This is a genomic window from Streptomyces sp. NPDC012888 (assembly GCF_042900645.1).
Lineage (GTDB): Bacteria > Actinomycetota > Actinomycetes > Streptomycetales > Streptomycetaceae > Streptomyces.
Map to the genome: position 1 here is coordinate 26,100 of NZ_JBIBBM010000016.1, position 25,545 is coordinate 51,644.

Here is a 25,545-nt window from a genome sequence, read left to right on the forward strand (position 1 = left end):
GGGGCCCGGCTCAGCCGTCCTTCACGGTCAGGCCGATGTGCCGGGCCAGGGCGGGCGCGAGGTCGAGCATCTGGAGCGAGCTGATCGTGGCGCCCCTGAGCGCCTCGATCCCGGAGGCGATGCCCAGGGCGAGGGCCCCGCTGAAGTCCACCCGGGTCAGGGCGGCCCGGTCCAGACGGGCCGCGTCCAGCGTCGAGCCGGGGAAGGACACGGCCGTCAGCGAGGCGCCGCCGAAGTCGACGTCGCGCAGCAGGCAGTCGACGAAGACCACGTCCTTCAACGTGCTCCCGCGGAAGTTGACGGAGTCGAACTTGCACTGGTGGAAGACGGTCCGGTGCAGCGCGGCCGCGTGGACCTGGACCCCGGCGAGCACGCTCGCGGTGCATTCGCCGTCCAGCCAGGTGGTCTCGGCGAGGTCGGTGCCGACGAACCGGACCGAGTGCAGCCACACGTCGTCGAAGCGCGACCGGCGGAACCGGCCCCCCTCGAAGGTCACGGAGGAGAACGCCGACTCGCCGAACCGGCAGTTGCCGCCCTGCGCGTCCGCCAGCACGGTGCCGTCGAAGTGGACCCGCTCGTAGGCGCCCTCCCGCTCGATCGCCCCGTCGAAGGCGTCGAGGTGCCCGGCGTACGGCAGGGCGTCCAGTTCCCGGGGTTCGCGCCGGCGCGTCAAGGGCCGCTCCCGGCTAGCGCGCCGTGTCGTACGCGTCGGTGAGCGCCCGCGCCCGCTTCACGTCGTCGGCGATGGCCTCCAGCAGCCCGTCCAGGGACTCGAACTTCGCCATGCCCCGCACGTACGCGAGGAAGTCCACCGTCACGTGCAGCCCGTACAGCTCCAGGCCCACCCGGTCGATCGCGTACGCCTCGACGGTGCGCTCGGTGGCGTCGAACTGGAGGTTGGTGCCGACCGAGATCGCCGCGGGCATCCGCTCGCCGTCGGCCGTCAGCCAGCCCGCGTACACGCCGTCCGCGGGGATCGCGGTGTGCGGCAGGGTCTCCACGTTGGCGGTGGGGAAGCCGAGCTCCCGCCCCCGCTGCGCCCCGCGGACCACCACGCCCTCGATCCGGTGCGGGCGGCCCAGGATCTCGGCCACGCCTTCCATGTCGCCCTCGGCGACCAGCCGGCGCGCCAGCGTGGAGGAGAACGGCTCGCCGCCGCCGGCCTCGCCGCGCACCACCAGGTCCATGACCTCGACCTCGTAGTCGTAGGTGCGGCCGAGCTCGGTCAGGAACTCGACGTTGCCGGCGGCGCGGTGGCCGAACCGGAAGTTGGGGCCCTCGATCACGGCGCGCGCGTGCAGCTTGTCGACCAGCACCTTGACGATGAAGTCGGCCGGGGACAGCTGCGAGAACTCGGCGGTGAAGGGCAGGATCAGCAGCGCGTCCACGCCCAGTTCGGCCATGAGCTCGGCCCGCCGGTGGTGCGGGGCCAGCATGGCCGGGTGGCTGCCCGGCCGGACGACCTCGCTCGGGTGCGGGTCGAAGGTGACGACGACGGCCGGCACGCCGAGCTCCCGCGCCCAGGCGACCGCGCGGCCGATGATCAGCTGGTGGCCCCGGTGGACGCCGTCGTAGGAGCCGATGGTGACGACGCTGCGTCCCCAGTCCTCGGGGATGTCCTCCAAGCCACGCCAGCGCTGCACTGTGACCGCTCCTCGCCCGAACCCGTGTTGTGCCGTGTAGAGATTGCAGGTCTAAGACTGCCATGTCGGTGGGCGGCACCCCGCATCGGCATCACGGCTGCGCCAGGAGCACGTCAAGTCGGGCGGTGCGGCCCCGCCCGGGCCGCACCGCCGGCGTCCCCGGCCACCGCGAGGGCCGAGCGGCGGGCGCTGGGGCCGAGCAGGGCGGCCGCCTCGCGCGGCTCCTCCCGGAGCCAGTGCCCGAGCAGCCGGGCGAAGGCGGGCAGAGCCCGGGCCAGTTCCACCACCCGCCGGTCGAAGACGGCGGCACCGCCGGGCACCGACAGCAGCCGGCGGCCGGTCCGGCGCAGCAGTTCCCGGGTGCGGTCCTCGCCCCGGGTCGCCGCGGAGCCGGCCACGGCGCCGAGCAGGGCGTCCAGCACCGCGGGGTCGCCTTCCCGGGCCAGCAGTACGTCGAGCAGCTCGGCGCGCAGCGGTCGCGAGGCCTCGGCGCCCGCCGCGCCCAGCACCCCGGCCACCGCGGCCCGTACCTCGGCGGGCCCGGCCAGCAGCTCGGCGATCAGGAGGCGCAGCCCGGGGGCGGCGGCCGGGCCCCGGTCCAGGCGGCGGTGCAGGTAGCCGGCGGCGTGCCGGGCGTCCGCGGGGTGCCGGGCCAGGTGCTCCCTTACGAACCCGGCGGCGCGGGCGGCCGGGCCCGGCCCGGTCAGGGCGGCGAGCGCGGGCAGTACCTCCGCGGCCGGCCGGGACCCGAGCGCGTCGAACACGGCCCCGGCCCGGTCGGGCAGCGCCTCCGCCGCGTCGACGAGGGCGGCGGCGGGCACGTCCGGGCAGGCGAGGGCGGCGGGGAGGCGGCGGTCGCGTTCGGCGGGGTCGCGCAGCAGGACGGCGAGGGCGGCGGCGTGCAGGGCGGTGGCGCCGGGCCGCTCCAGCAGGGCGAGGGCGGCCCGGCCCAGCAACGCCCGGTCGGCGGCGTCGGTGACGTGCGGGGCGGCGGCCTGCCCGTAGGCGGCGGCCGCGACCGCGCGGCCGGGGCGGTCGTCGCGGGCCCAGCGGAACACGGCCCGGCAGACGGCGGCGGGCTCCTCCTCTGCGAGTACGGCGAGCAGCTGGTCGGCGCGCGGGTGGGCCGCCCGGACCAGGGCTTCGGTGAGGTCGTCCGGGGCGAGCCGGCGCTGGGTGTGCAGCAGGGCCTGGGCGGCGGTCGCCACGGTGGCGCCGGGCCTGCCGTGCAGCGGGCGTTCGTCGGCGAACCAGGCGCAGAGCAGGGGCTGGACGAGCCGGGGGTCGCGGACCAGGCGCCGGGCGGCGGCGTCGAGGCAGCGGTCGGAGCCCGGGCCGTGGGTGGCGCCCGGGTCGGCGGGGCCGGCGGGATCGGCCGGGAGGACCCGCCGGAGCAGGTCCAGCCGGTCGGCTTCGGGCAGCCGGAGCCGGTTCCAGAACCGTCCGCCGAACCCGTCGGGACCGGCCCGTACGACGTGCTCGGCGAGCCCGTGCAGGACGTCGAGCAGCGGGCGGGCGTCGGGAGCGCGCAGCAGGGCGCCGCGGAGCAGCCGGCGGGCCCACCACACCCGGTCGGGGTCGGTGGCGTCTCCGGCGGCGGCCTCGGGCGGGGCCTCGGGCAGGGCCGCGGGCGGGCCTTCTCCGGCGAACCGGTCGAGGGCGGCGACCAGGCCGGTCAGCGTGCCGGCGAGGGCGGCGGGGGGCAGCAGGAGCAGTGCTTCGAGGACCGGGCCGATGCGGTGGCGGGGCACCGGTGTTCCGGGGGGTGGTCCGGTGCGGTGGACGAGGGCGTCGAGGGCGGCGGGGAGGTCGAGGTGGACGGCCTGCAGCCAGTCGGCGAACTCCTCGTGGGCGAGGCGGTAGCCGGTGCCGGTGAGTTCCAGCAGGCCTTCGGTGAGGACGGCCGGGGCCCATCCGGTGCGCCAGGGGAACAGCTCCTCGAAGGACTCGCGGTCGAGCCGACCCTGGCCCGGGCCGAGGCAGCGGCGGGCCGCCTCGTGCACGCGGCCGGCCACGCGGGTCGCCAGCCGGCGCACCCCGGGACCGTGGACGGCCGCACCGCGCCGGACATCGGCCACCACGCGACCGGGAGTGGCGTGGCCGGCGGCGATGCGGACGGCGACCCGCAGGCAGAGCAGGTCCAGATGGGCGGCGAAGACCTCCTGCCGGCCGGGGCGGCCCTCGGTGACCCCGGCCGCCCGGATGCCGGAGAGCAGCCGCAGGGTGAGCGGGTGCCGGTCGTCCGGGCGGCGCACGGAGTCGGCCGGGATGCCGTGGCGTACGCGGGCCTCCTCGGCCTCGGCCGGGGTCAGGTCGGCGAGGTGGAGGGCGGGCGGCAGGCCGTGGGCGGGGCGGGCCGGCGTGTGCAGCGAGTCCGGCGGGTACAGGGCCCCGGCCCGCTCCCAGTACTCGGGCCGCGTGGCGACGACCATCCGGACGGTGTGCTCCCGCAGCCAGCGCACGCTGGCGGCGGTCCAGTCGGCGAGCCGCTGGGCGAGCTGCGGGGGCATCTCCTCGGGCGCGTCGAGCAACACCACCAGCGGCCGCCCGGCGGCGAGCGCCAGAGCGGCCACCCGCCCGGGCCGGTGATCCGCGTCCGGACCGGGCCCGCCTGCGGACCCCTCGCCGTACGCACCACCGAACCCGGGGCCCACCCCACGGTCTCCACAGCCGCACCCGACGCCCGGGCCGTCCCCCGGCCCCGCCGCCGCCTCGGCCCCTGGGCGGCAGCCCGGACCGCAGCACGGGCCCGAGCCGGACCCGGCCTGGGCGCGTGGCTCGTGACCCGGCTCCGGCCCTGATCCGGGCCCTGACCCCGACTCCGGCTCCGCCCGGGGGTCCCCGGAGCCGGGCGGCGGGGGTTCTGCCGTGGTGATGCGGGTCGCCGAGGTCAGGGCTCGGGTCAGGGCGTCCGCGAGCGAGGTGTCGGTGGGGCGCAGGTCGGCGCCCCGTAGCCAGAGGGTCGGGGAGGGGCGGGGGCCGAGTGCCCGGCGGGCGGCCAGGGCGGCGAGTTCGGTGGTGCGGCCGGTTCCGGGGTCGCCGACCAGGGCGAAGACCTGGGCGGGGCTGACCGTGAAGGCCGAGAGGGCGCCGATCACGTCGGGCCGGTCGACCGCTCCGGCGGCGTCCGCGAGGGCGGTGCCCAGGGTGGTGCCGGTGAGCTGGAGCGCGCCGGCCAGGTTGAGTTCGGTGCCGTAGCAGGGAACGGTGACCGCGTTGCGGTCCAGCAGCGCGGCCAGGGGGCCGCCCGGTTCGGCGCGGGCGGCCGCGCGGAGTGGCACGGCGAAGCCGCCGGAGCGGTGCCGGGCGTGCAGGGCCGTGCCGACCACCGCGAGCACGGCCCCGGTGCGCGCGTCGAGCAGGGGCGTGCCGCAGGCCTCGCCGCCGAGGCGGAGCGCGTCCATGCCGTCGGTGCCGAGGGCCAGGTCGAGGGCGGCGCCGAGCACGTGGCTGCGGCCCCCCGCGGTGTAGGTGACCTCCGCCTCGCCCAGCACGCGGGCCTGCCGCCAGCCCCGGGCGGCGAGCCGTACGTACGCGCCGGGGGGCACCTGTTCGGCGGCGGCCACCGGGAGCGGCCGGGCGCCGAGCCCGTCGGTGCGCACCAGCGCGAGCCCCGCCGGGGCCAGGGGTGTGACGGCGTCGCGGCCGGCCGTCCAGGTGCGCTGCCCGGGGCCGTGCAGCAGCAGCCGGTCCAGTCCGTCCACCGCCTCGTGGCTGGTGACGACGGTGCCCCGGTCGTCCGCGACGAAGCCGCTGCCGCGCGGCCGTCCGTCGGGATCACAGATCCGGACCAGCTCGGCCGGCTCCCCCTTGCCTTCCATCTGACGACCGTAGGCCGCCGAAGATCAGCGGGAGAAGCTCGTGAGCCGAAAGCGCCCCCTTACGCTCCCTCCATTCACTCCGAGCGCCTGCTCGGTCGGGTGAATAAGGGCTCCGGGGTGGATAGAGACCTACCCGAGGGGGGTCGTGGAGCGGTGAGCAGCAGGGGCTGCGCTCACCGCTCCACGTCGACGGAAGGTCCGCCCGCGGATCCGGCTCGGGCCCGAACCGGGGCGGGTCAGACGAAGACCGCGAGGGACTTCGCCTTGCCGCCCTTGCTCTCCACCAGGGCGAGCAGCCGGCCCTCGGGGCCGAACACGGCGACCGGCCGGCCGGTGGCGTACTCGTCGGGCATGTCCAGCCGGACGCCGTTGCCGAGCAGCGAGGCGCGCCGGGCGTCCAGGTCCCAGCGCGCGAACGCGGCCTCGGCCGCCTCCGCGAGGGGCATCACGGTCAGCTCCTCCTGGAGCTGGTCCAGGGTGCGGGCCTTGTCCAGCTTGTACGGGCCGACCCGGGTGCGCCGGAGCGCGGTCAGGTGGCCGCCGACGCCGAGGTCGGCGCCGAGGTCGCGGGCCAGCGCGCGGATGTACGTGCCGCTGGAGCAGACCACGGAGACGACCAGGTCGACCACGGGGGTGCCGTCCTCGGCGGTGGCCCCGCGCATGTCGTGGAGCTGGAACGAGGAGACCGTGACCGGGCGGGCCGGGATGTCGAACTCCTCGCCGTCGCGGGCGCGCTTGTAGGACCGGACCCCGTTGATCTTGATGGCGCTGACCTTGGACGGGACCTGCATGATCTCGCCGGACAGCTTGCGGATGCCCTCGTCCACGGCCTCGCGGGTGACCGCGGAGGCGTCGGTGGAGGAGGTGATCTCGCCCTCGGCGTCGTCGGTCAGGGTGTTCTGGCCGAGGCGGACGGTGCCGAGGTACTCCTTCTCGGTCAGCGCGAGGTGGCCGAGGAGTTTGGTGGCCTTCTCGACGCCGAGGACCAGGACTCCGGTGGCCATGGGGTCGAGGGTGCCGGCGTGGCCGACCCGGCGGGTCCTGGCGATCCCGCGCATCTTGGCGACCACGTCGTGCGAAGTGAAGCCGGACGGCTTGTCGACGATGACAAGGCCGTCCGGCGTCGTGGTTGCGTGCTTGCTCATTCGGCTGCGTCGTCCTCGTCCGGCTTCTTGTACGGGTCGGCGTCGCCGGCGTACGTGGCGCCCGAGGAGGCCTCGCGGACCTGCGCGTCGGAGGCGCGCGCCTGGTCGAGGAGGTCCTCGATGGTGCGGGCGTTCTCCGGCAGGGCGTCCGCGACGAAGGTCAGGGTGGGCGTGAACTTGATGCCCGCCACCTGGCCGACGGCCGAGCGGAGGATGCCCTTGGCGCTCTCCAGGCCCTTGGCCGCGGCGGCCCGCTCCTCGTCGTCGCCGTAGACCGTGTAGAAGACCGTGGCCTCCCGCAGGTCGCCGGTGACCCGGGTGTCCGTGATCGTCACGTGCGTACCGAGGCGCGGGTCCTTGATTCCCCGCTGCAGCTTCTGGGCGACCACCTCCCGGATGAGGTCTGCCAGCTTCTTAGCCCGCGCGTTGTCGGCCACTGGTCCGTCTCCTTCTTTGTTGCTATCAGTCTTCATCACCGTGGATCCGCCGTCGCACGGACAGCAGCTCCACTTCCGGACGTGCCGCGACCAGCCGCTCGCAGCGGTCGAGCACGTCCGACAGGAATCCGGCGTCCCCGGACACCAGCGCGACCCCGATGCGGGCCCTGCGGTGGAGGTCCTGGTCGCCCACCTCGGCGGCGCTCACGGAGAACTTCCGCTGGAGCTCGGCGACGATGGGCCGGACGACGGAGCGTTTCTCCTTCAACGAATGGACGTCGCCGAGGAGCAGGTCGAAGGACAGGGTCCCCACGTACATGCGGTGCCGGATGTCCCGCCGGTTCGGGTTCGGTGGCCTGCCGGCCGACGCGCGGCAGGAACACCAGAACCGTACACGCAACGGCCGGGGCCGATCGACGGAAATTCCGCCGACCGGCCCCGGTCACGACACGGCTCGAACTGCCTCGCGTCAGACGCGCGGCTTCTCGCGCATCTCGTACGTCGCGATGACGTCGTCGACCTTGATGTCGTTGAAGTTTCCGAGGTTGATACCGCCCTCGAAGCCTTCGCGGATCTCGGTGACGTCGTCCTTGAAGCGACGCAGGCCGGAGATGGTGAGGTTTTCCGCGACGACCTTGCCGTCGCGGAGCAGGCGCGCCTTGGTGTTGCGCTTGACCTCGCCCGACCGCACCAGGACACCGGCGATGTTGCCCAGCTTGGACGACCGGAAGACCTCGCGGATCTCCGCCGTACCCAGCTCGACCTCTTCGTACTCCGGCTTGAGGAGACCCTTCAGGGCCGCCTCGATCTCCTCGATGGCCTGGTAGATCACCGAGTAGTACCGGACGTCGACGCCCTCGCGCTCCGCCATCTGCGCGGCACGGCCGGCCGCACGGACGTTGTAGCCGATGACGATGGCGTCGGAGCCCATCGCCAGGTCGATGTCGGACTCGGTGACCGCACCGACGCCGCGGTGCAGGACCCGGATGTCGACCTCTTCACCGACGTCGAGCTGGAGCAGCGAGGACTCGAGAGCCTCGACCGCACCGGACGCGTCGCCCTTGATGATGAGGTTGAGTTCCTGGACCAGACCGGCCTTGAGCACCTTGTCGAGGTCCTCGAGGGACACCCGGCGGACGCGCTTGGCGAAGTTGGCGTTGCGCTCGCGCGCAGCACGCTTCTCGGCGATCTGGCGGGCCGTACGGTCCTCGTCCACGACGAGGAAGTTGTCGCCGGCGCCGGGGACGTTGGTGAGACCCAGGACCAGGACGGGGGTCGACGGACCCGCTTCCTCGACGTTGTTGCCCTTGTCGTCGAGCATCGCGCGGACACGGCCGTACGCGTCGCCGACCACCATCGTGTCGCCGATGCGCAGCGTTCCGCGCTGGACGAGGACGGTGGAGACGGCACCGCGGCCACGGTCGAGGTGCGACTCGATCGCGATGCCCTGTGCGTCCTGCTCCGGGTTGGCCCGCAGGTCGAGCGAGGCGTCGGCGGTGAGGACGACGGCCTCCAGCAGGGAGTCGATGTGCAGACCCTGCTTGGCGGAGATGTCGACGAACATGGTGTCGCCGCCGTACTCCTCGGCCACCAGGCCGTACTCCGTGAGCTGACCGCGCACCTTCACCGGGTCCGCGCCCTCGACGTCGATCTTGTTGACCGCGACCACGATCGGGACGTCCGCAGCCTTGGCGTGGTTGAGCGCCTCGATGGTCTGCGGCATGACGCCGTCGTTGGCCGCGACCACGAGGATCGCGATGTCGGTGGACTTGGCACCGCGGGCACGCATGGCGGTGAACGCCTCGTGACCCGGGGTGTCGATGAAGGTGATCTTGCGCTCTTCACCGTTGACCTCGGTGCCCACCTGGTACGCACCGATGTGCTGGGTGATGCCGCCGGCCTCGCCCGCGACCACGTTGGTCTTGCGGATCGCGTCGAGGAGCCGGGTCTTTCCGTGGTCGACGTGACCCATGACGGTCACGACCGGCGGACGTGCGACGAGGAACTCCTCGCCGCCCTCGTCCTCGCCGAACTCGATGTCGAAGGACTCGAGCAGCTCGCGGTCCTCCTCCTCGGGGCTGACGATCTGAACCTGGTAGTTCATCTCGTCACCGAGGAGCTGCAGCGTCTCGTCGGAGACGGACTGCGTGGCCGTCACCATCTCGCCGAGGTTCATCATGACCGCGACGAGCGACGCCGGGTTGGCGTTGATCTTCTCCGCGAAGTCGGTGAGGGACGCACCGCGCGACAGGCGGATGGTCTCGCCGCCGCCGCGGGGCAGCATCACGCCGCCCACGGACGGGGCCTGCATGGCCTCGTACTCCTGGCGCCTCTGACGCTTCGACTTCCGGCCGCGACGGGCCGGACCGCCGGGACGACCGAAGGCGCCCTGCGTGCCACCACGGCCGCCGGGGCCGCCGGGACGGCCGCCGAAGCCGGGACGGCCACCGCCGCCACCGCCGGGACCGCCGCCGAAGCCGCCGCCACCACCGGGACGCGGGCCGCCGAAGCCGCCGCCGCCACCGGCCGGGCGGGAGCCCGGACCGGCCGGACGGCCGGCGAAGCCGCCGCCGGGACGACCGGCACCGCCGCCGCCGCCGGGACGACCGCCGGGGCCACCCGGGCCACGGCCGCCGGGGCCCGGACGCGGGCCGGCAGCGGGACGCTGCGGCATCATGCCGGGGTTCGGACGGTTACCGCCCGGGGCACCGCCCGGACGCGGGGCGCCGCCCTGCGGACGGGGCATGCCGGCCGGCGAGGGACGGGGACCGCCCTGGCCCGGGGCCTGCGGACGGGGACCGGGCTGGCCGGCACCCTGCGGACGCGGACCACCCTGGCCGGCACCGGGGGCGCCGGGGCGCGGAGCACCCTGCGGGCGGGGAGCCTGCGGGCGCGCCATGCCGGTGGAGCCACCGGAGGTGAAGGGGTTGTTGCCGGGACGCGGGCCGGCCGGGCGGGCGCCCGGACGCGGGGCCTGCGGCGCGGAGCCACCGGGGCGCGGGGCCTGGGCACCGGGGGTCGCACCCGGGCGCGGCGCGCCGGGACGGCCGCCGGCCTGGCCGGGGGCGGCCGGACGCGCGCCGGCGGGGCGCGGACCGGGGCTGGCGGCCGGACGCGCCGGAGCGGCCGGGGGTGCCTGGAACTCGGCCGCGACCGGGGCCGGAGCCGCCGGAGCGGGCTTCGGGGCCGGAGCCTTGGGACCGGGACGCGGGCCGGGAGCGGCCGGGGTCACCGGGGTGCTGACGGACGGAGCCTCGGCGGCGGCCGGCTTGGGGGCCGGGGCGCCGGGCTTCGGGGCAGCGGGACGTGCCGCGGACGCCGGGGACGGCGCAGCGGGCTTGGCGGGCGTCGCCTTGCGGGGCGCGCCGGGCTTTGCAGCGGTCTTGCCGGCGCCACCGCCGGGTCCCTGCAACGCGTCGGTCAGCTTGCGTACAACGGGCGCCTCGATCGTCGAGGACGCCGAACGGACGAATTCACCGAGTTCCTGGAGCTTGGCCATGACGACCTTGCTCTCAACTCCGAACTCCTTGGCGAGTTCGTATACCCGGACCTTAGCCACTTCGCTCCTTTTAGGTCCGGGTTACGCCGGACCGTCGCTACTTCATGGGCGTACTCATCGCGTACTCATCGAGTGCTCATCGCAATCTCGACCTACTTCCAACTCGCGAGGTACCTGACCGCACGGGGTGTCCGTGCCGTACTTCTTCTTACGGTGTCGCCGCCTCGACGGCCTTGCGGAGCTCCGCCGTGTCGAGCGTCCTCTGGGTCCTGAGGGCCCGGGGGAACGCCCGGCGGCGGACCGCCAGGTCGAGGCAGACCACGGCGGGGTGCACGTAGGCACCCCGACCGGGCAGCGTACCGCGAGGATCGGGGACGCACTCGTCCTCGACCGCCACGATGCGCAGCAGATCGTGTTTGGCCGCTCGCTCCCGGCATCCCACGCAGGTGCGCTCAGGGCATGCGCGGGCATGCGTCCGGCCAGACACGCTTAAGTCTACCTCCCCGCACCGACCTCACCCCTGCGGGCGAAAAATCGAACGGTTGTCGTCTTGGTTCTGTCGGTTCCTGTCTACCCGGCCGGAACCCCGGCCGGTAGCGGTTTATTCCGCTGCGCCCGCCTGCCCGCCGCCGGCGGGCTCGGTGTCGGGGCGGATGTCGATGCGCCAGCCGGTGAGCCGCGCGGCGAGGCGGGCGTTCTGCCCCTCCTTGCCGATGGCCAGCGACAGCTGGTAGTCCGGCACGGTCACCCGGGCCGAGCGGGCGGCCAGGTCGACGATCTCCACCTTGCTCACCCGGGCGGGTGACAGGGCGTTCGCGACCATCTCCGCCGGGTCCTCGGACCAGTCGACGATGTCGATCTTCTCGCCGTGCAGCTCCGCCATCACGTTGCGCACCCGGCCGCCCATGGGGCCGATGCAGGCGCCCTTCGGGTTCAGCCCGGAACGGGTCGACCGGACTGCGATCTTCGTGCGGTGACCGGCCTCGCGGGCGATCGCGGCGATCTCGACGCTGCCGTCGGCGATCTCCGGGACCTCCAGCGCGAAGAGCTTCTTCACCAGGTTGGGGTGGGTCCGCGAGAGGGTCACGGACGGGCCGCGGACACCCTTCGCCACCCGGACCACGTAGGTGCGCAGGCGCAGGCCGTGCGGGTACTCCTCGCCGGGGACCTGCTCCTGCACGGGCAGGATGGCCTCCAGCTTGCCGATGTCGACGAGGACGTTCTTGGGGTCCTTGCCCTGCTGGACGACGCCGGTGATGACGTCGCCCTCGCGGCCGGCGAACTCGCCGAAGGTCAGGTCGTCCTCGGCGTCGCGCAGACGCTGGAGGATCACCTGCTTGGCGGTGGTGGCGGCGATCCGGCCGAAGCCCGACGGGGTGTCGTCGAACTCCTGGGCCTCCTGGCCCTCCTCCAGATCCTGCGGGTCTTCCTTCGCCCAGACCGTCACGTGTCCGTTGGTGCGGTCCAGCTCGACGCGGGCGCGCCTGCGGCTGCCTTCGGTGCGGTGGTAGGCGATGAGGAGGGCCGACTCGATCGCCTCGACGAGCAGGTCGAAGGAGATCTCCTTCTCCCGGACCAGACCCCGCAGGGCACTCATGTCGATGTCCACGGCTACGCCTCCTCTTCCTTCTTGTCCTTGCGGTTGAACTCGATCTCGACACGCGCCTTGGCGACGTCCGTGAAGGCGAGGCGGCGGGTGGTGGCCTTGCGGCCCTTCAGGCCGGGGACCTCCAGGTCCAGGCCCTCGTCGTCCACGCCGAGGATGCGCGCGACCAGGTCGCCGCCCTCCGCCAGCTGGAACTTCACGAGACGACCCACGGCCCGGACGTAGTGCCGGTGCTCGGTGAGGGGGCGGTCCGCGCCCGGGGAGCTGACTTCGAGGACGTACTCGTCCTCGCCCATCACGTCGGTCTCGTCCAGTCGGTCGGAGATCTCGCGGCTCAGCTCGGCGCAGGTGTCCAGCTCCACGCCCTCGTCGGAGTCCACCACGATCCGGAGCATCCGCCGCTTGCCCGCCCGGGACATCTCGATGTCCTCGAGGTCCAGGTCCCTCGCGGCGACCAGCGGCTCCAGCAGTCCGCGCAGCCTGTCGCTCTGGGTGGTGCTCATCCGGGTGACTCCTCGGCCGCGTGTGCTGTTGTGGTTTCCGTCGCGTGGATCGCGTGTGTCAGGTCAAAGGGTATCCGGTCGCGGAGGGTGTTGCCGTCCGCCCTGTGGACGGCGCCCCGGGTACCGTGATCACTGCCTGCCACGAAGAACCCCACCACCCCCGAGGACGTCGCCGTGCCGTGGACCCTGCCCACGCGAAGAAGCCTGCTCGCCGCCGGTGCCGGCGCGCTCGGCGCCACGCTGCTGCCCGGCTGCACGCACACCGGCGCGCGCTCCGGCCCGGACGCCGAGGCTCCACCCGAACGGCGGATGCGCGAAGCCGCTGTCCGTGAGAGCCGCCACCTGCTGGAACGTTACGACGCCACCCTGGCGGCGCACGCCGCGCTGGCGCCGGTGCTCGCCCCCCTGCGGGCCGCGGTGGCCGCGCACGCCGCCGAGCTGCACCCCGACGGGCCGGGCGCGACGGCCTCTCCCCCGCCGGCGGGGGACGGCGGCCGCGCCGCCGGGCCGGGTGCGTCCGCGGGTGCGTCCGCCGGTGCGACCCCGGGGGCCTCGCCGGCCGCTCCCGTACCGGCCCGGGCGGCGGACGCCCTGGAGGCGCTGGCCGCCGCCGAGCGCGCCCTGGCCGGGGCGCGGACGGCCCAGCTGGCCGGCGCCCCCGGCGAGCTGGCCCGCGTACTGGCCTCGGTGGCGGCCTGCGGGCACGTCCACCACCACCTGCTGACCCGGGCCAAGGAGGACACGGCATGAGCGAGCACCCCGCGACCGCCGCCCTGGAGGCGGCCCAGGCCGCACTCGCCGCCGAGCACGCCGCCGCCTACGGGTACGGGGTGGTCGGCGCCCGGTCCGGCGAACGGGCGGCCGAGGCCAGGGAGGCCTACGGCGCCCACCTGGCCCGCCGCGACGCCCTCGCGCGGACGGTGCGCCGGCTCGGAGGTACGCCCCGCCCGGCGGAGGCCGGGTACCGGCTGCCGTTCGAGGTGCGCACCCCCGACGACGCGGCGCGGCTGGCCGCGGAGGTGGAGGAGCGGGTGGCCGGCGCGTACTCCGATCTGGTGCGCGCCGCCGGCGGCGCGCTGCGCCGGGAGGCGGCCGACGCGCTGACCGAGGCGGCGGTCCGGGCGGCACGCTGGCGGGGCGGCGGCGTAGCCTTCCCTGGGCTCGCGGAACACGCGGCACCAGCCCGGACCAGCTGAAGGGGACCACGCACGCATGGCTTTCGAACCGCCGGAGCGGCTCGTACGGGCGCTCGGCGAGCTGCCGGACACCGCGCAGAACGAGGAGTGGCTGGACCGGCTCCCCGGCCTCGCCGAGGAGGCGCTGGACCGCCGCGCGGTACGGGCCCAGCGGGTGCAGGCCCCCGGCGGTCGCAGCAGCCTCGTCGTGCTGGTCCGGTACGCCGACGGGACGCCGGCGACGCTGAAGCTGGCGCCGCCCGCCGCCCGGCCGGACCGGGAGGTGGCGGCCCTGGCGCACTGGGGCGGCTTCGGTGCCGTGCGGCTGCTGGACACCCGGCACGACGACGGGGCGCTGCTGCTGGAGCGCCTCCAGCCGGAGGTGTCCCTGCGGTCCCTGCCGGAGGCGAAGGCGCTGCTGGAGGCGGGGGGCACGGTGCGCCGGCTGTGGGTGGCGCCGCCGTCCGGGCACGGCTTCGAGACGGTGGCGGAGCGGACGGAACGCCAGTCGGCGGGGCTGAAGGCGGCGCCGGCCGAGCTGCGGGACCTGGCCGACGCGGCGCTGGCGGCGCGGGACGAGCTGACGGCGCTCGCGCCGGAGGAGCTGCTGCTGCACGGCAACTTCCGGCAGGGCAAGGTGCTGGCCGGGGAGCGGGCACCGTGGCTGGCGGTGGGCCCGGAGCCGCTGGTCGGCGAGCGGGCGTACGACCTGGCGCGGCTGGTCCGGGACCGGCTGGAGGACCAGGTGGCCGCGTCGGCGGGCGCGGCGGGCGCGCGGCGCCGGGTCACCAAGCTGGCGGACGCGCTGGAGGTCGACCGGGACCGGTTGCGCGGCTGGACGCTGTTCCGGGCGGTGGAGTCGGGCGTGCGGGCGCTGGCGGCCGGCCGGCGCCGGGACTCGGAGCTGCTGCTGGAGTTCGCGGCCTGGTTGTAGGCCTGCCTGCCGGGCATACCGTAGGTACGGAGGCGACCGTTCCGGATGCCCAGGGGGCCGCCATGTTCGAAGAACTGCTGGCCGCGGCCGTCGGCGCGGCCGTCGCGGCGGTGGTGTACGTCGCCGGTGCCGCCCGGGTGGTGAAGCAGTACGAGCGGGGCCTGGTCTTCCGCTTCGGCCGGCTCAGGCCGGGGATCCGGCGGCCCGGCTTCACGATGGTCGTCCCGGTCGTGGACAAGCTCCGCAAGGTCAACATGCAGATCGTGACGCTGCCCGTGCCGGCGCAGGAGGGCATCACCCGGGACAACGTGACGGTCCGGGTGGACGCGGTCGTGTACTTCAAGGTGGTCGACCCCGCGAACGCGATCATCGAGGTGGAGGACTACCGGTTCGCGGTCTCGCAGATGGCGCAGACCTCGCTGCGCTCGATCATCGGCAAGTCCGACCTGGACGACCTGCTCTCGAACCGGGAGAAGCTCAACCAGGGGCTGGAGCTGATGATCGACTCGCCGGCGGTGGGGTGGGGCGTGCAGATCGACCGGGTCGAGATCAAGGACGTGTCCCTGCCGGAGACGATGAAGCGGTCGATGGCCCGGCAGGCGGAGGCCGATCGGGAGCGGCGGGCGCGGGTCATCAACGCGGACGCGGAGCTGCAGGCGTCGCGGAAGCTGGCGGAGGCGGCGGGGGTGATGGCGGACCAGCCGGCGGCGCTGCAGCTGAGGCTGTTGCAGACGGTGGTCGCGGTGGCGGCGGAGAAGAACTCGACGCTGGTGCTGCCGTTCCCGGTGGAACTGCTCCGGTTCCTGGAACGCGCGGCCGAGGCGCAGCCGCGGACTGCCCCGGGCGGGGCGGAGCCGGCTGCCCCTGGCCCTGACGGGGTGGAGCCTGTCGCCCCGGGCGGGGCGGAGCCGGTTGCCCCTGGCTCGGCGGAGCCGATCGCCCCGTCGGGCGGGGCGGAGGTTCCCGCGCTCGGCTCGGCTCGGTCGGCTGCCCCTGGCGGGGCGGAGGCGCCGGGGTCCGGCGGGTCGGTGGGTGGACCGCCGGCGGAAGGTACGGCGGACGAGGCCGTGGCGCCGGAGCCCGGGCCGTAGCCGCGGCGGGGCTGCCGCTGCGCGGGGCAGGTCCCCCACCCCGCCCCTTCCCGAAACGCCTCGATCGCCGGCGGGGCTCTACAACCCGGCCGGCACCGCCGCCCGGCACGCGCTCAAACGCCGCGCAGGCTGAAACACCCGCCCCCGGCGAACAGAGCCCCGCCGGCGATCGAGGCGCGGGGTCCGGGGCAGGGCCCCGCGAGCCGGGGGCAGGCGCCGCCCCACCGCCCGGCCCCGCCAGGACGCGCTCAAGCGCCGCGCCGCGGGGTGGTGGGGGTTACGTGAGGCGGGTCAGGGCTTCGGCGAGGGGGAGGGTTTCGCGGGTGGCGGTGCGGCGGTGCTGGAGTTCGACCAGGCCCTCCGCGGCCCCGCGGCCCGCCACCAGGATCCAGGGGACCCCGATCAGCTCCGCGTCCGTGAGCTTGACGCCCGGCGACAGCCCCGCCCGGTCGTCGAGCAGGACCCGCAGGCCCGCGCCGGCCAGGGCGTCCGCGGCCCGCGCGGCCAGCTCCTGCTGGACCGCCTTGCCCGCGGCGACCACGTGGACGTCGGCCGGGGCGACCTCCGCCGGCCAGCTCAGGCCCCGTTCGTCGGCCGTCTGCTCGGCCAGCGCGGCGACCACCCGCGAGACCCCGATGCCGTAGGAGCCCATCGTCACCCGGACCGGCTTGCCCTCGCGGCCGAGGACGTCCAGGCCGAAGGCGTCCGCGTACTTGCGGCCCAGCTGGAAGATGTGGCCCACCTCGATCGCGCGGTCCAGCGAGAGTCCCGCCCCGCAGGACGGGCAGGGGTCACCGGGTTCGGCCACGACCACGTCCAGGTACCGGTCGACCTCGAAGTCCCGGCCGCAGACCACGTTCCGGGCGTGCGTGTCGGGCCGGTTCGCGCCGGTCACCCAGGCCGTGCCCGGCGCGACCCGGGGGTCGGCCAGGTAGCGGACCTTGTCCAGGCCCTGCGGGCCGACGTAGCCGCGGACCAGGTCGGGCCGGCCGGCGAAGTCCTCCGCGGTGACCAGCTCCACCACCGCCGGCGCCAGGTGCTCGCCGAGCTTGCCCAGGTCGACCTCGCGGTCGCCGGGGACGCCGACCGCGACGATCTCGCCGTCCACCTTCACCAGGAGGTTCTTCAGCGTGGCGGAGGCCGGCACGCCCAGGTGTGCGGCGAGCGTCTCGATCGTCGGGGTGTCGGGGGTGTCGAGCTCCTCCACCGGCCCGTGCCGCCCCTCCACCGGCGTCAGCGGGAAGGTCACCGCCTCGGTGTTGGCCGCGTAGCCGCAGGACGGGCAGGAGGCGAAGGTGTCCTCGCCGGCGGCCGCCGGGGCCAGGAACTCCTCCGACGCGGAACCGCCCATCGCGCCGGAGACGGCGGAGACGATCCGGTGGTCCAGTCCGAGCCGGGTGAAGATCCGCACGTAGGCCTCGCGGTGCAGGCGGTAGGACTCCGCCAGGCCCTCGTCCGTCACGTCGAAGGAGTACGAGTCCTTCATCTGGAACTCGCGCCCGCGCAGCACGCCCGACCGGGGCCGCGCCTCGTCCCGGTACTTCGTCTGGATCTGGTAGAGCATCACCGGCAGGTCCTTGTAGGACGTGCACTGGTCCTTCACCACCTGGGTGAAGATCTCCTCGTGGGTGGGCCCCAGCAGGTAGTCCGCGCCCTTGCGGTCCTTCAGCCGGAACAGCAGGTCGCCGTACTCCGACCAGCGGCCGCTCACCTCGTACGGCTCGCGCGGCAGCAGGGCCGGCAGCAGCACCTCCTGGGCGCCGATGGCGTCCATCTCCTCGCGGACGACGCGGCAGACGTTGTCGAGGACCTGCTTGCCGAGCGGCAGCCAGGTCCAGACGCCGGCGGAGGAGCGGCGGACGTACCCCGCGCGGACGAGGAGCCGGTGGCTGAGGGTCTCGGCGTCGGCCGGGTCCTCGCGGAGGGTGCGGGCCATCAGGGTGGACATGCGCCTGACCCGCGGTGCGTGCTGAGTGGACATGCCGGGAGGCTATCGGCGGCGCAGTGGGAGTGTCGCGCCCATTACGGCGTAGGGCAGGGCGGCGCTGGGGAACACGACCCGGCGGGCCAGGTCCTGGTAGCCGAGGGAGCGGTACAGCGCGCGGGCCGGGGTGTCGGTGTCGACGGCGCTCAGGATGGAGCGGGGCTCGGTGGCGGAGTCGGTGATCCGGGTGATCAGCTCGCGGCCGACGCCGTGCCCCTGGAAGCCGGGGTGGACGTGGAGCTCGGTGATGGCGAAGGAGTCGTCGAGCCAGCCGTCGTGTCCGCCGGCCCGCAGGTAGGGCTCGACGATGGTGGACCACCAGTGGGTGCGGTCGTTGGGCATGCCGTAGACGAAGCCGGCCAGCGCCCCGTCCTCGGTGAAGGCGCCGAGCGCGCGGGCGCCCCGGCAGGACATGTGCCGCTGCACGAGGTAGCGCCGGATGCCGACCTCCTCCTCGCTGAGGCCGAAGGCGACGGCCTGGACCCGCAGCGCCTCGTCGACGCGGGCCACGAGGTCGAGGGGGCCGATGTCGAGTCCGGCCGGCGAGTGCAGCACCATGCGGCGACCATACTTCGGCGTCGCCCGCCTGCGACAGCGTCCGCCGTCAGAACAGGACGCTCATGAAGGCGCCGACCTCGCGGAAGCCGACGCGGCGGTAGGCGGCCCTGGCGGCGGTGTTGTAGTCGTTGACGTAGAGGCTGACGACGGGGGCGACGTCCCGCAGGGCGTACTCGACGACGGCGGCCATGCCGGTCTCCGAGTGGCCGCGGCCGCGGAACTCGGGGTCGACCCAGACGCCCTGGATCTGGCAGGCGCGGGCGGTGGCGGCGCCGATCTCGGCCTTGAAGACGACCTTGCCGTCCTCGACGCGGGCGAAGGAACGGCCGGTGGAGACCAGTTCGGCGACCCGGGCCTGGTAGAGCAGGCCGCCGTCGCCGGCCAGCGGGGAGACGCCGACCTCCTCGGTGAACATGGCCACGCAGGCGGGCATGATCAGGTCCATCTCGTCCTTGCGGACCCGGCGGACCAGGGGGTCGGGGGCGATGTCCGGGGAGGGCCGGTCGGTGACCATCAGGGGCTGGTGGGCGCGGACCTCGCGGGCCGGACCCCAGTGCGGTTCGAGCAGCCGCCACAGCTCGGAGGTCGCCTCGGCGGGGCCGACGACGGAGGAGCAGCGCCGGCCGGTGCGCCGGGCCCGGTCGGCGAAGGCGCGGACGGCGTCGGGGGTGGCGCAGACGGGCACCAGGTTGGCGCCGGCGTAGCAGAGGGAGCGGAGCGCGCCTTCGGCGTAGTAGCCCCACATCTCGCCGCCGAGGCGCCACGGGTCGAGACCGGCGACCTGGACCCGGGAGGTGACGAAGGCGTTCGCGACCGGGTCGCGTTCGAGCACCTCAAGCGCGGCGGCGAGGTCGCCGGGCCCGAGGACCCGGGTGGTGGTCTGCGTCAACACGTGGGGGCCTCACCCTGCAAGTCTGCTGGTCTGTGCACTGTACCCCCGATGGCCGGGCGCGGCTCGCTCCCCCGGGCGCCGGGCGGCCGGTACCCGTACGGGCGGCCGTGGACGCGGCGGCGCCCCCGCCGACCGGGGTCGGGCGGGGGCGCCGGGGGGCGTTCGCGGGGCGGTTCAGACGCCGATGGCGACGGTGGGCTCGCCGGAGGTGATGCCGTCGGCCTCCATCTGGGCGGCGATCTTCATCGCCTCCTCGATCAGCGTCTCGACGATCTTCGACTCGGGGACGGTCTTGATGACCTCGCCCTTGACGAAGATCTGGCCCTTGCCGTTGCCGGAGGCGACGCCGAGGTCGGCCTCGCGGGCCTCGCCGGGGCCGTTGACGACGCAGCCCATGACGGCGACGCGGAGCGGCACCTCCATGCCGGTCAGGCCCGCGGTGACCTCCTCGGCGAGCTTGTAGACGTCGACCTGGGCGCGGCCGCAGGACGGGCAGGAGACGATCTCCAGGCGGCGCTGGCGGAGGTTGAGGGCCTCCAGGATCTGGATGCCCACCTTGATCTCCTCGGCCGGCGGGGCGGAGAGGGAGACCCGGATGGTGTCGCCGATGCCCTGGGAGAGCAGGGCGCCGAAGGCGACGGCGGACTTGATGGTGCCCTGGAAGGCCGGGCCGGCCTCGGTGACGCCGAGGTGCAGGGGGTAGTCGCACTGGGCGGCGAGCTGGCGGTAGGCCTCGACCATGACGACCGGGTCGTTGTGCTTGACCGAGATCTTGATGTCGCGGAAGTCGTGCTCCTCGAAGAGGCTGGCCTCCCAGAGGGCCGACTCGACGAGCGCCTCCGGGGTGGCCTTGCCGTACTTCTTCAGCAGCCGGGCGTCGAGGGAGCCCGCGTTGACGCCGATCCGGATCGGGGTGCCCGCGTCCTTGGCGGCCTTCGCGATCTCCTTGACCTTGTCGTCGAACTGCTTGATGTTGCCGGGGTTGACGCGGACCGCGGCGCAGCCGGCGTCGATGGCGGCGAAGACGTACTTCGGCTGGAAGTGGATGTCGGCGATCACCGGGATCTGCGACTTGCGGGCGATGGTCGCGAGGGCGTCGGCGTCGTCCTGGGTCGGGCAGGCGACGCGGACGATCTGGCAGCCGGAGGCGGTGAGCTCGGCGATCTGCTGGAGGGTGGCGCCGATGTCGGAGGTCCGGGTCGTGGTCATCGACTGCACGGAGACGGGTGCGTCTCCGCCGACGGCCACGGAACCGACCATGATCTTGCGGCTGACCCGCCGGTCGGCGAGCTTCGTCGGCACGGACGGCATTCCGAGAGAGATGGCAGTCATCTGCTGTGCAACCCCAAGGTGTGGATCGAGGTCCCGAGATCGGCGGGCTCCAGCCTTCGAGATTACGCCACCCCGGGGCCCGGTCCCGCATCAGAGGGGGGTCCGCCACCCGAACGCGGGGAGCCGGGCACAGGTGTGCCCGGCTCCCCGGTGTCCGGTGCGGATCCGCCGGATTCAGGTGATCTTGATGGGGTTCACCACGTCGGCGATCATCACGAGCAGGGTGAAGCAGACGAACACTCCCGCCACCACGTACGCCACGGGCATCAGCCGGGCCACGTCGAACGGGCCGGGGTCGGGTCGCCGGAAGAGCCGGGCCACGTTGCGCCGTACCGACTCCCACAGGGCGCCCGCGATGTGTCCGCCGTCGAGCGGCAGCAGCGGGAGCATGTTGAAGAGGAACAGCGAGAGGTTGAATCCGGCCAGCAGGTTGAGGAAGAACACCAGCTGGTTCTTGGCGGGCACGTCGAGGGTGAAGATCTCGCCGCTGACCCGGGCGGCGCCGACGATGCCCATCGGGCCGTCCTGCTCGCGTTCGCCGCCGTTGAAGGCCGCGTTCCACAGGGCGGGGACCCGGGAGGGCAGGTCGATGATCGACTGCACGCCGGCCTGCATCATGTCGCCCATGCGGGTGAGGGACTGGCCGAAGGACTGCTCGACGTAGCCGACGGCCGGGGCGAAGCCCAGGAAGCCCGCGGTGACGTACTCGCCCTCGACGTAGCGGCCGTTGCCGTCGGTCTTGGCGACCTTGTTCTCGATCAGGTTCGCCTGGAGGTCCATGCGCCGGCCGTCGCGCTCCACGGTGATGGTGGCGGGGCCGAGGGTGGACCGGATGTCCTTCTGCAGCCCGGCCCAGTCCTCCACGGGCCTGCCGTCGAAGGCGACGATCCTGTCCCCGGACTTCAGGCCGGCCGCCTTGGCGGGGGCGGCGGGGTCGCCGGGGGCGCAGCTGTCCCTCTTCTCGCTCTGCTGGATGACGCAGTCGGAGACGGAGCTCACCACGGTGGTCTGGGTGTTCACGCCGAAGGTCATCAGGGTGGTGAGGAAGATCGCCACGGCCAGGACCAGGTTCATGAACGGTCCGGCGAACATGACGATGATCCGCTTCCACGGCTTGCGCGTGTAGAAGAGCCGGGTCTCGTCGCCGGGCCGCAGCTCCTCGTACGCCGCCGAGCGGGCGTCCTCGATCATGGTGCGGAACGGGGAGGTGGAGCGGGCGGTGACCTTGCCGTCCTCGCCGGGCGGGAACATCCCGATCATGCGGATGTAGCCGCCCATGGGGATGGCCTTGATCCCGTACTCGGTCTCGCCCTTCCTCCGCGACCAGATGGTCGGGCCGAAGCCGACCATGTACTGGGGCACGCGGATGCCGAAGAGCTTGGCCGTGGAGAGGTGTCCGAGCTCGTGCCAGGCGATGGAGAAGAGCAGGCCGACGGCAAAGACGACTATGCCGACCACCGTCATGAAAGCTGTCATGCGCGCGCCTCCGCGGCGGCCTTCGCCGCCATCTCCGTCGCCCGGGCCCTGGCCCAGGTCTCCGCTTCGAGGACGTCCGCGACGGTCAGGGAAGTTCCCCGTCCGGGCGTCCCGTGCTCATCGACCACGGCTGCGACCGTATCCATGATTGCCGTGAACGGCAGCCGACCGGCCAGGAACGCGGTCACGCACTCCTCGTTCGCCGCATTGAACACGGCGGGGGCGGTGCCGCCGGTCGTTCCGACGTGCCTGGCCAGGTCCACGGCGGGGAAGGCCTCGGCGTCCAGGGGGAAGAACTCCCAGGTGGAGGCCTTGGTCCAGTCGAAGGCGGGGGCGGCGTCCGGGACCCGGTGGGGCCAGCCGAGGCCGATGGCGATGGGGCCGCGCATGTCCGGCGGGGTGGCCTGGGCGAGGGTGGAGCCGTCGGTGAATTCCACCATCGAGTGGACGTACGACTGGGGGTGGACGACCACCTCGATCCGCTCGAACGGGATGTCGTACAGCAGGTGCGCCTCGATGACCTCCAGGCCCTTGTTGACGAGGGTGGCGCTGTTGACGGTGATGACCGGACCCATCGCCCAGGTGGGGTGGGCGAGGGCGTCCTCGACGGTGACCCGGGCCAGCTCGTCGCGGGTGCGGCCGCGGAAGGGGCCGCCGGAGGCGGTCACCACCAGCTTGCGGACGTCGGCGCGGGTGCCGGCGGCCAGGGCCTGGAAGAGGGCGGCGTGCTCGGAGTCCACCGGGATGATCTGGCCCGGCGCGGCGAGCTCCTTCACCAGCGGGCCGCCGACGATCAGCGATTCCTTGTTGGCGAGGGCGAGGGTGCGGCCGGCCTCGAGGGCGGCGAGGGTGGGCGCGAGGCCGATGGAGCCGGTGATGCCGTTGAGGACGGTGTGGCAGGGGGAGGCGGCCAGCTCGGCGGCGGCGTCGGGGCCCGCCAGGACCTCCGGCTGCGGCTGGGCCCCGTACCGGGCGTCCAGGGCTTCCTTCAGGGCCGGTACGGCGTCCTCGCGGGCCACCGCCACCTTCTCCACCCGCAGCGCGTGGGCCTGCTCGGCGAGGAGCCCGGCCCGGCCGCCGGCGGCGGACAGCGCGGTCACCCGGAAGAGGTCGGGGTTGCGCAGGACGAGGTCGATGGCCTGGGTGCCGATGGACCCGGTGGACCCGAGGATGACGATGTCCCGGCGGCCGGCCGCGGCGTCGAAGAGGAGGTGCGGATCGGCGAGGGGGGCTGGGCGGTCGCTCATGCCCCCATTCTTGCCGCATCCCGGGGGTGCCCCGACACGGCCTCCCCCCGGCGGAGGGAGGCCGCAGGTGGCGGCGGGTGACCGGGTCGAGGCGGTCCAGGACCGCGGCGGTGACCGGGTCCGGTGCGTGGCGCAGGAGGAGCGCCACGCGCCGGGCCGAGGTCAGCGGTAGGGGCGGTGCTCGTTCTTCCGCTGGGAGGGGCCGGGGGCGGCGTCCGCGATCCAGGCCCCGTCGCCGGACGGGTCCAGGACGCCTTCCTCCAGCCAGGTGTAGGTGCCGGAGAGCACTCCGGCGACCACCTTGCGGTCGAGGTCGTCGGTGTTGGCCCAGAGCCGGCCGAAGAGCTCCTCCACCCGCAGCCGGGACTGCCGGCAGAAGGCGTCGGCCAGCTGGTACGCCTCGCGGCCGTGGTCGCCGGTGGCCCGCAGGTGTTCGGCGCGGACGCAGGCGGCGCTCATGGCGAAGAGTTCCGCGCCGATGTCGACGACCCGGCCGAGGAAGCCCTGTTTGGTCTCCATGCGGCCCTGCCAGCGGGACATGGCGTAGAAGGTGGAGCGGGCGAGCCTGCGGGCGGTGCGTTCGACGTAGCGCAGGTGCACCGAGAGGTCGGTGTGGCCGCGCGGGTGGAACTCGCGGTAGCTGGTGGGGACGTGGCCGGGGCCGGCGGCGAGCCTGGGCAGCCAGCGGGCGTAGAACCCGGCGGCGCGGGCGCCCGCCTTCGCCTTGTCGCCGAGGTCCTTGTCCGGGTCGATGAGGTCGCCGGCGACCGACAGGTGGGCGTCGACGGCCTCCCTGGCGATCAGCAGGTGCATGATCTCGGTGGAGCCCTCGAAGATGCGGTTGATGCGCAGGTCGCGGAGCAGCTGTTCGGCGGGGACGGCGCGCTCGCCGCGGGCGGCCAGCGACTCGGCGGTCTCGAAGCCCCGCCCGCCGCGGATCTGGACCAGCTCGTCGGCCATCAGCCAGGCCATCTCGGAGCCGTACAGCTTGGCGAGGGCGGCCTCGATGCGGATGTCGTTGCGGTCCTCGTCGGCCATCTGGGAGGCGAGGTCGACCACGGCTTCCAGGGCGAAGGTGGTGGCGGCGATGAAGGAGATCTTCGCGCCGACCGCCTCGTGCCTGGCCACGGGCCGGCCCCACTGCTCGCGGACGCCGGACCACTCGCGGGCGATCTTCAGGCACCACTTGCCGGCGCCGACGCACATGGCGGGCAGGGAGAGCCGGCCGGTGTTGAGGGTGGTGAGGGCGATCTTCAGGCCGGCGCCCTCGGGGCCGATCCGGTTCGCCGCGGGCACCCGGACGTTGTGGAAGCGGGTGACGCCGTTCTCCAGGCCGCGCAGGCCCATGAAGGCGTTGCGGTGCTCGACGGTGATGCCCGGCGAGCCGGCCTCGACGACGAAGGCGGTGATGCCGCCCTTGTGGCCCTCGCTCCTGGGGACGCGGGCCATGACCACGAGGAGGTCGGCGACCACCCCGTTGGTGGTCCACAGCTTCACCCCGTCCAGGACGTACGCGTCGTCGCCGTCGGGGACGGCGGTGGTGGCGAGCCGGGCCGGGTCGGAGCCGACGTCGGGCTCGGTGAGCAGGAAGGCACTGATGTCGGTGGTGGCGAGGCGGGGCAGGAAGGCGTCCTTCTGCTCCTGGGTGCCGAACATCTTCAGCGGCTGGGGCACGCCGATGGACTGGTGCGCGGACAGCAGGGCGCCGATGGCCGGGCTGACCGACCCGACCAGGGCGAGGGCCTTGTTGTAGTAGACCTGGGTGAGGCCCAGTCCCCCGTACTTGGGGTCGATCTTCATGCCGAGGGCCCCGAGCTCCTTGAGTCCGCGCACGGTCTCGTCGGGGATGCGGGCCTCGCGCTCGATGCGCCGCCCGTCGACCTGCGTCTCGCAGAACTCGCGCATGCGGGCCAGGAACGCCTCGCCGCGGCGGACGTCCTCGGCGGCGGGCTGGGGATGGGGGTGGATCAGGTCGAGGCGGAACCGGCCGAGGAAGAGTTCCTTGGCGAAGCTGGGCTTGCGCCAGTCGGACTCGCGGGCCGCCTCCGCGACCTGCCGTGCCTCGCGCTCGGTCACCTTGGGCTGTGCGGGCTGGGCTGGCTGGGCAGGCTGTGCGGGTTGTGTTGCGGACATGAGGGGGCTCACCTCGCCGCCGGGTCGGGGACGCTACCGCTGGGTGCTACCTGTGAGTCGTACCCGTTC

General features: G+C 74.1%; 21 protein-coding genes. 4 read left to right on the forward strand and 17 right to left on the reverse strand.

Annotated elements, in window-relative coordinates:
* Positions 1–10: 10 nt before the first annotated feature.
* The 10 genes from ACFY61_RS25290 to rimP form a co-directional block, all read right to left on the reverse strand.
* Positions 11–673, reverse strand: coding sequence for a pentapeptide repeat-containing protein (locus ACFY61_RS25290; protein WP_389475377.1), 663 nt, complete (start codon positions 671–673; stop codon positions 11–13).
* A 13-nt stretch (positions 674–686) separates the two neighbouring features.
* A complete protein-coding gene (locus ACFY61_RS25295; protein ID WP_389475378.1) occupies positions 687–1,643 on the reverse strand; it encodes a bifunctional riboflavin kinase/FAD synthetase in 957 nt (318 codons plus the stop codon).
* A 113-nt stretch (positions 1,644–1,756) separates the two neighbouring features.
* Positions 1,757–5,464 (reverse strand): serine protease, encoded by a 3,708-nt coding sequence (locus ACFY61_RS25300; RefSeq protein WP_389475380.1) that lies wholly within the window; start codon positions 5,462–5,464, stop codon positions 1,757–1,759.
* A 236-nt stretch (positions 5,465–5,700) separates the two neighbouring features.
* Positions 5,701–6,609, reverse strand: coding sequence for a tRNA pseudouridine(55) synthase TruB (truB, locus tag ACFY61_RS25305; RefSeq protein ID WP_389475381.1), 909 nt, complete (start codon positions 6,607–6,609; stop codon positions 5,701–5,703).
* Positions 6,606–7,046: a 30S ribosome-binding factor RbfA gene (gene rbfA, locus ACFY61_RS25310; protein WP_389475382.1), complete on the reverse strand. Its 441-nt coding sequence runs from the start codon at positions 7,044–7,046 to the stop codon at positions 6,606–6,608. The genes truB and rbfA overlap by 4 nt, the downstream gene beginning before the upstream one ends.
* A gap of 25 nt (positions 7,047–7,071) precedes the next feature.
* Positions 7,072–7,365, reverse strand: coding sequence for a DUF503 domain-containing protein (locus ACFY61_RS25315; protein WP_249768059.1), 294 nt, complete (start codon positions 7,363–7,365; stop codon positions 7,072–7,074).
* Positions 7,366–7,515: 150 nt separating this feature from the next.
* The gene (gene infB, locus ACFY61_RS25320) at positions 7,516–10,605 is read right to left on the reverse strand and encodes a translation initiation factor IF-2 (protein ID WP_389475384.1); all 3,090 of its coding nucleotides are present in this window, start codon (positions 10,603–10,605) and stop codon (positions 7,516–7,518) included.
* A 148-nt stretch (positions 10,606–10,753) separates the two neighbouring features.
* A complete protein-coding gene (locus ACFY61_RS25325; protein WP_389475386.1) occupies positions 10,754–11,032 on the reverse strand; it encodes a YlxR family protein in 279 nt (92 codons plus the stop codon).
* Positions 11,033–11,146: 114 nt separating this feature from the next.
* Complete coding sequence (nusA, locus tag ACFY61_RS25330) at positions 11,147–12,154, reverse strand: transcription termination factor NusA (RefSeq protein ID WP_389475388.1); 1,008 nt, start codon at positions 12,152–12,154, stop codon at positions 11,147–11,149.
* Between the two features lie 2 nt (positions 12,155–12,156).
* Positions 12,157–12,654, reverse strand: coding sequence for a ribosome maturation factor RimP (gene rimP, locus ACFY61_RS25335; protein WP_389475390.1), 498 nt, complete (start codon positions 12,652–12,654; stop codon positions 12,157–12,159).
* Between the two features lie 174 nt (positions 12,655–12,828).
* Between rimP and ACFY61_RS25340 the strand changes: the two genes are divergently transcribed.
* The 4 genes from ACFY61_RS25340 (at position 12,829) to ACFY61_RS25355 (ending at position 15,854) form a co-directional block, all read left to right on the forward strand.
* Positions 12,829–13,404, forward strand: a complete 576-nt coding sequence (locus ACFY61_RS25340) for a hypothetical protein (protein ID WP_389475391.1) — start codon at positions 12,829–12,831, stop codon at positions 13,402–13,404.
* Positions 13,401–13,850, forward strand: a complete 450-nt coding sequence (locus ACFY61_RS25345; RefSeq protein ID WP_389475393.1) for a ferritin-like domain-containing protein — start codon at positions 13,401–13,403, stop codon at positions 13,848–13,850. Before ACFY61_RS25340 ends, ACFY61_RS25345 begins: the two co-directional genes overlap by 4 nt.
* 16 nt (positions 13,851–13,866) lie before the next feature.
* Positions 13,867–14,763: an aminoglycoside phosphotransferase family protein gene (locus ACFY61_RS25350; protein ID WP_389475395.1), complete on the forward strand. Its 897-nt coding sequence runs from the start codon at positions 13,867–13,869 to the stop codon at positions 14,761–14,763.
* A 62-nt stretch (positions 14,764–14,825) separates the two neighbouring features.
* Positions 14,826–15,854, forward strand: coding sequence for an SPFH domain-containing protein (locus ACFY61_RS25355; protein WP_389475397.1), 1,029 nt, complete (start codon positions 14,826–14,828; stop codon positions 15,852–15,854).
* Between the two features lie 277 nt (positions 15,855–16,131).
* Here the strand turns inward: ACFY61_RS25355 and ACFY61_RS25360 are convergent, their stop codons facing one another.
* The 7 genes from ACFY61_RS25360 to ACFY61_RS25390 form a co-directional block, all read right to left on the reverse strand.
* On the reverse strand, positions 16,132–17,835 hold the full coding sequence (locus tag ACFY61_RS25360) for a proline--tRNA ligase (RefSeq protein WP_389475399.1): 1,704 nt from the start codon (positions 17,833–17,835) through the stop codon (positions 16,132–16,134).
* Positions 17,836–17,844: 9 nt separating this feature from the next.
* A complete protein-coding gene (locus tag ACFY61_RS25365; RefSeq protein WP_389475401.1) occupies positions 17,845–18,396 on the reverse strand; it encodes a GNAT family N-acetyltransferase in 552 nt (183 codons plus the stop codon).
* A 46-nt stretch (positions 18,397–18,442) separates the two neighbouring features.
* Complete coding sequence (locus tag ACFY61_RS25370; protein ID WP_389475641.1) at positions 18,443–19,285, reverse strand: GNAT family N-acetyltransferase; 843 nt, start codon at positions 19,283–19,285, stop codon at positions 18,443–18,445.
* Between the two features lie 177 nt (positions 19,286–19,462).
* Positions 19,463–20,620, reverse strand: a complete 1,158-nt coding sequence (gene ispG / locus ACFY61_RS25375) for a flavodoxin-dependent (E)-4-hydroxy-3-methylbut-2-enyl-diphosphate synthase (RefSeq protein ID WP_389475403.1) — start codon at positions 20,618–20,620, stop codon at positions 19,463–19,465.
* Between the two features lie 174 nt (positions 20,621–20,794).
* Positions 20,795–22,096, reverse strand: coding sequence for a M50 family metallopeptidase (locus tag ACFY61_RS25380; RefSeq protein ID WP_389475405.1), 1,302 nt, complete (start codon positions 22,094–22,096; stop codon positions 20,795–20,797).
* The gene (dxr, locus tag ACFY61_RS25385; protein ID WP_389475407.1) at positions 22,093–23,343 is read right to left on the reverse strand and encodes a 1-deoxy-D-xylulose-5-phosphate reductoisomerase; all 1,251 of its coding nucleotides are present in this window, start codon (positions 23,341–23,343) and stop codon (positions 22,093–22,095) included. The genes ACFY61_RS25380 and dxr overlap by 4 nt, the downstream gene beginning before the upstream one ends.
* Positions 23,344–23,505: 162 nt before the next feature.
* Positions 23,506–25,476, reverse strand: coding sequence for an acyl-CoA dehydrogenase family protein (locus ACFY61_RS25390; protein WP_389475409.1), 1,971 nt, complete (start codon positions 25,474–25,476; stop codon positions 23,506–23,508).
* Between the last annotated feature and the right edge of the window lie 69 nt (positions 25,477–25,545).

Excerpts from the sequence above, each read along its gene's own strand:
- ACFY61_RS25300 (WP_389475380.1), bottom strand. The coding sequence starts at position 5,464 with ATGGAAGGCAAGGGGGAGCCGGCCGAGCTGGTCCGGATCTGTGATCCC.
- truB (WP_389475381.1), bottom strand. The coding sequence starts at position 6,609 with ATGAGCAAGCACGCAACCACGACGCCGGACGGCCTTGTCATCGTCGAC.
- ACFY61_RS25315 (WP_249768059.1), bottom strand. The coding sequence starts at position 7,365 with ATGTACGTGGGGACCCTGTCCTTCGACCTGCTCCTCGGCGACGTCCAT.
- rimP (WP_389475390.1), bottom strand. The coding sequence starts at position 12,654 with ATGAGCACCACCCAGAGCGACAGGCTGCGCGGACTGCTGGAGCCGCTG.
- ACFY61_RS25345 (WP_389475393.1), top strand. The coding sequence starts at position 13,401 with ATGAGCGAGCACCCCGCGACCGCCGCCCTGGAGGCGGCCCAGGCCGCA.
- ACFY61_RS25350 (WP_389475395.1), top strand. The coding sequence starts at position 13,867 with ATGGCTTTCGAACCGCCGGAGCGGCTCGTACGGGCGCTCGGCGAGCTG.
- ACFY61_RS25355 (WP_389475397.1), top strand. The coding sequence starts at position 14,826 with ATGTTCGAAGAACTGCTGGCCGCGGCCGTCGGCGCGGCCGTCGCGGCG.
- ACFY61_RS25360 (WP_389475399.1), bottom strand. The coding sequence starts at position 17,835 with ATGTCCACTCAGCACGCACCGCGGGTCAGGCGCATGTCCACCCTGATG.
- ACFY61_RS25365 (WP_389475401.1), bottom strand. The coding sequence starts at position 18,396 with ATGGTGCTGCACTCGCCGGCCGGACTCGACATCGGCCCCCTCGACCTC.
- ispG (WP_389475403.1), bottom strand. The coding sequence starts at position 20,620 with ATGACTGCCATCTCTCTCGGAATGCCGTCCGTGCCGACGAAGCTCGCC.
- ACFY61_RS25380 (WP_389475405.1), bottom strand. The coding sequence starts at position 22,096 with ATGACAGCTTTCATGACGGTGGTCGGCATAGTCGTCTTTGCCGTCGGC.
- dxr (WP_389475407.1), bottom strand. The coding sequence starts at position 23,343 with ATGAGCGACCGCCCAGCCCCCCTCGCCGATCCGCACCTCCTCTTCGAC.
- ACFY61_RS25390 (WP_389475409.1), bottom strand. The coding sequence starts at position 25,476 with ATGTCCGCAACACAACCCGCACAGCCTGCCCAGCCAGCCCAGCCCGCA.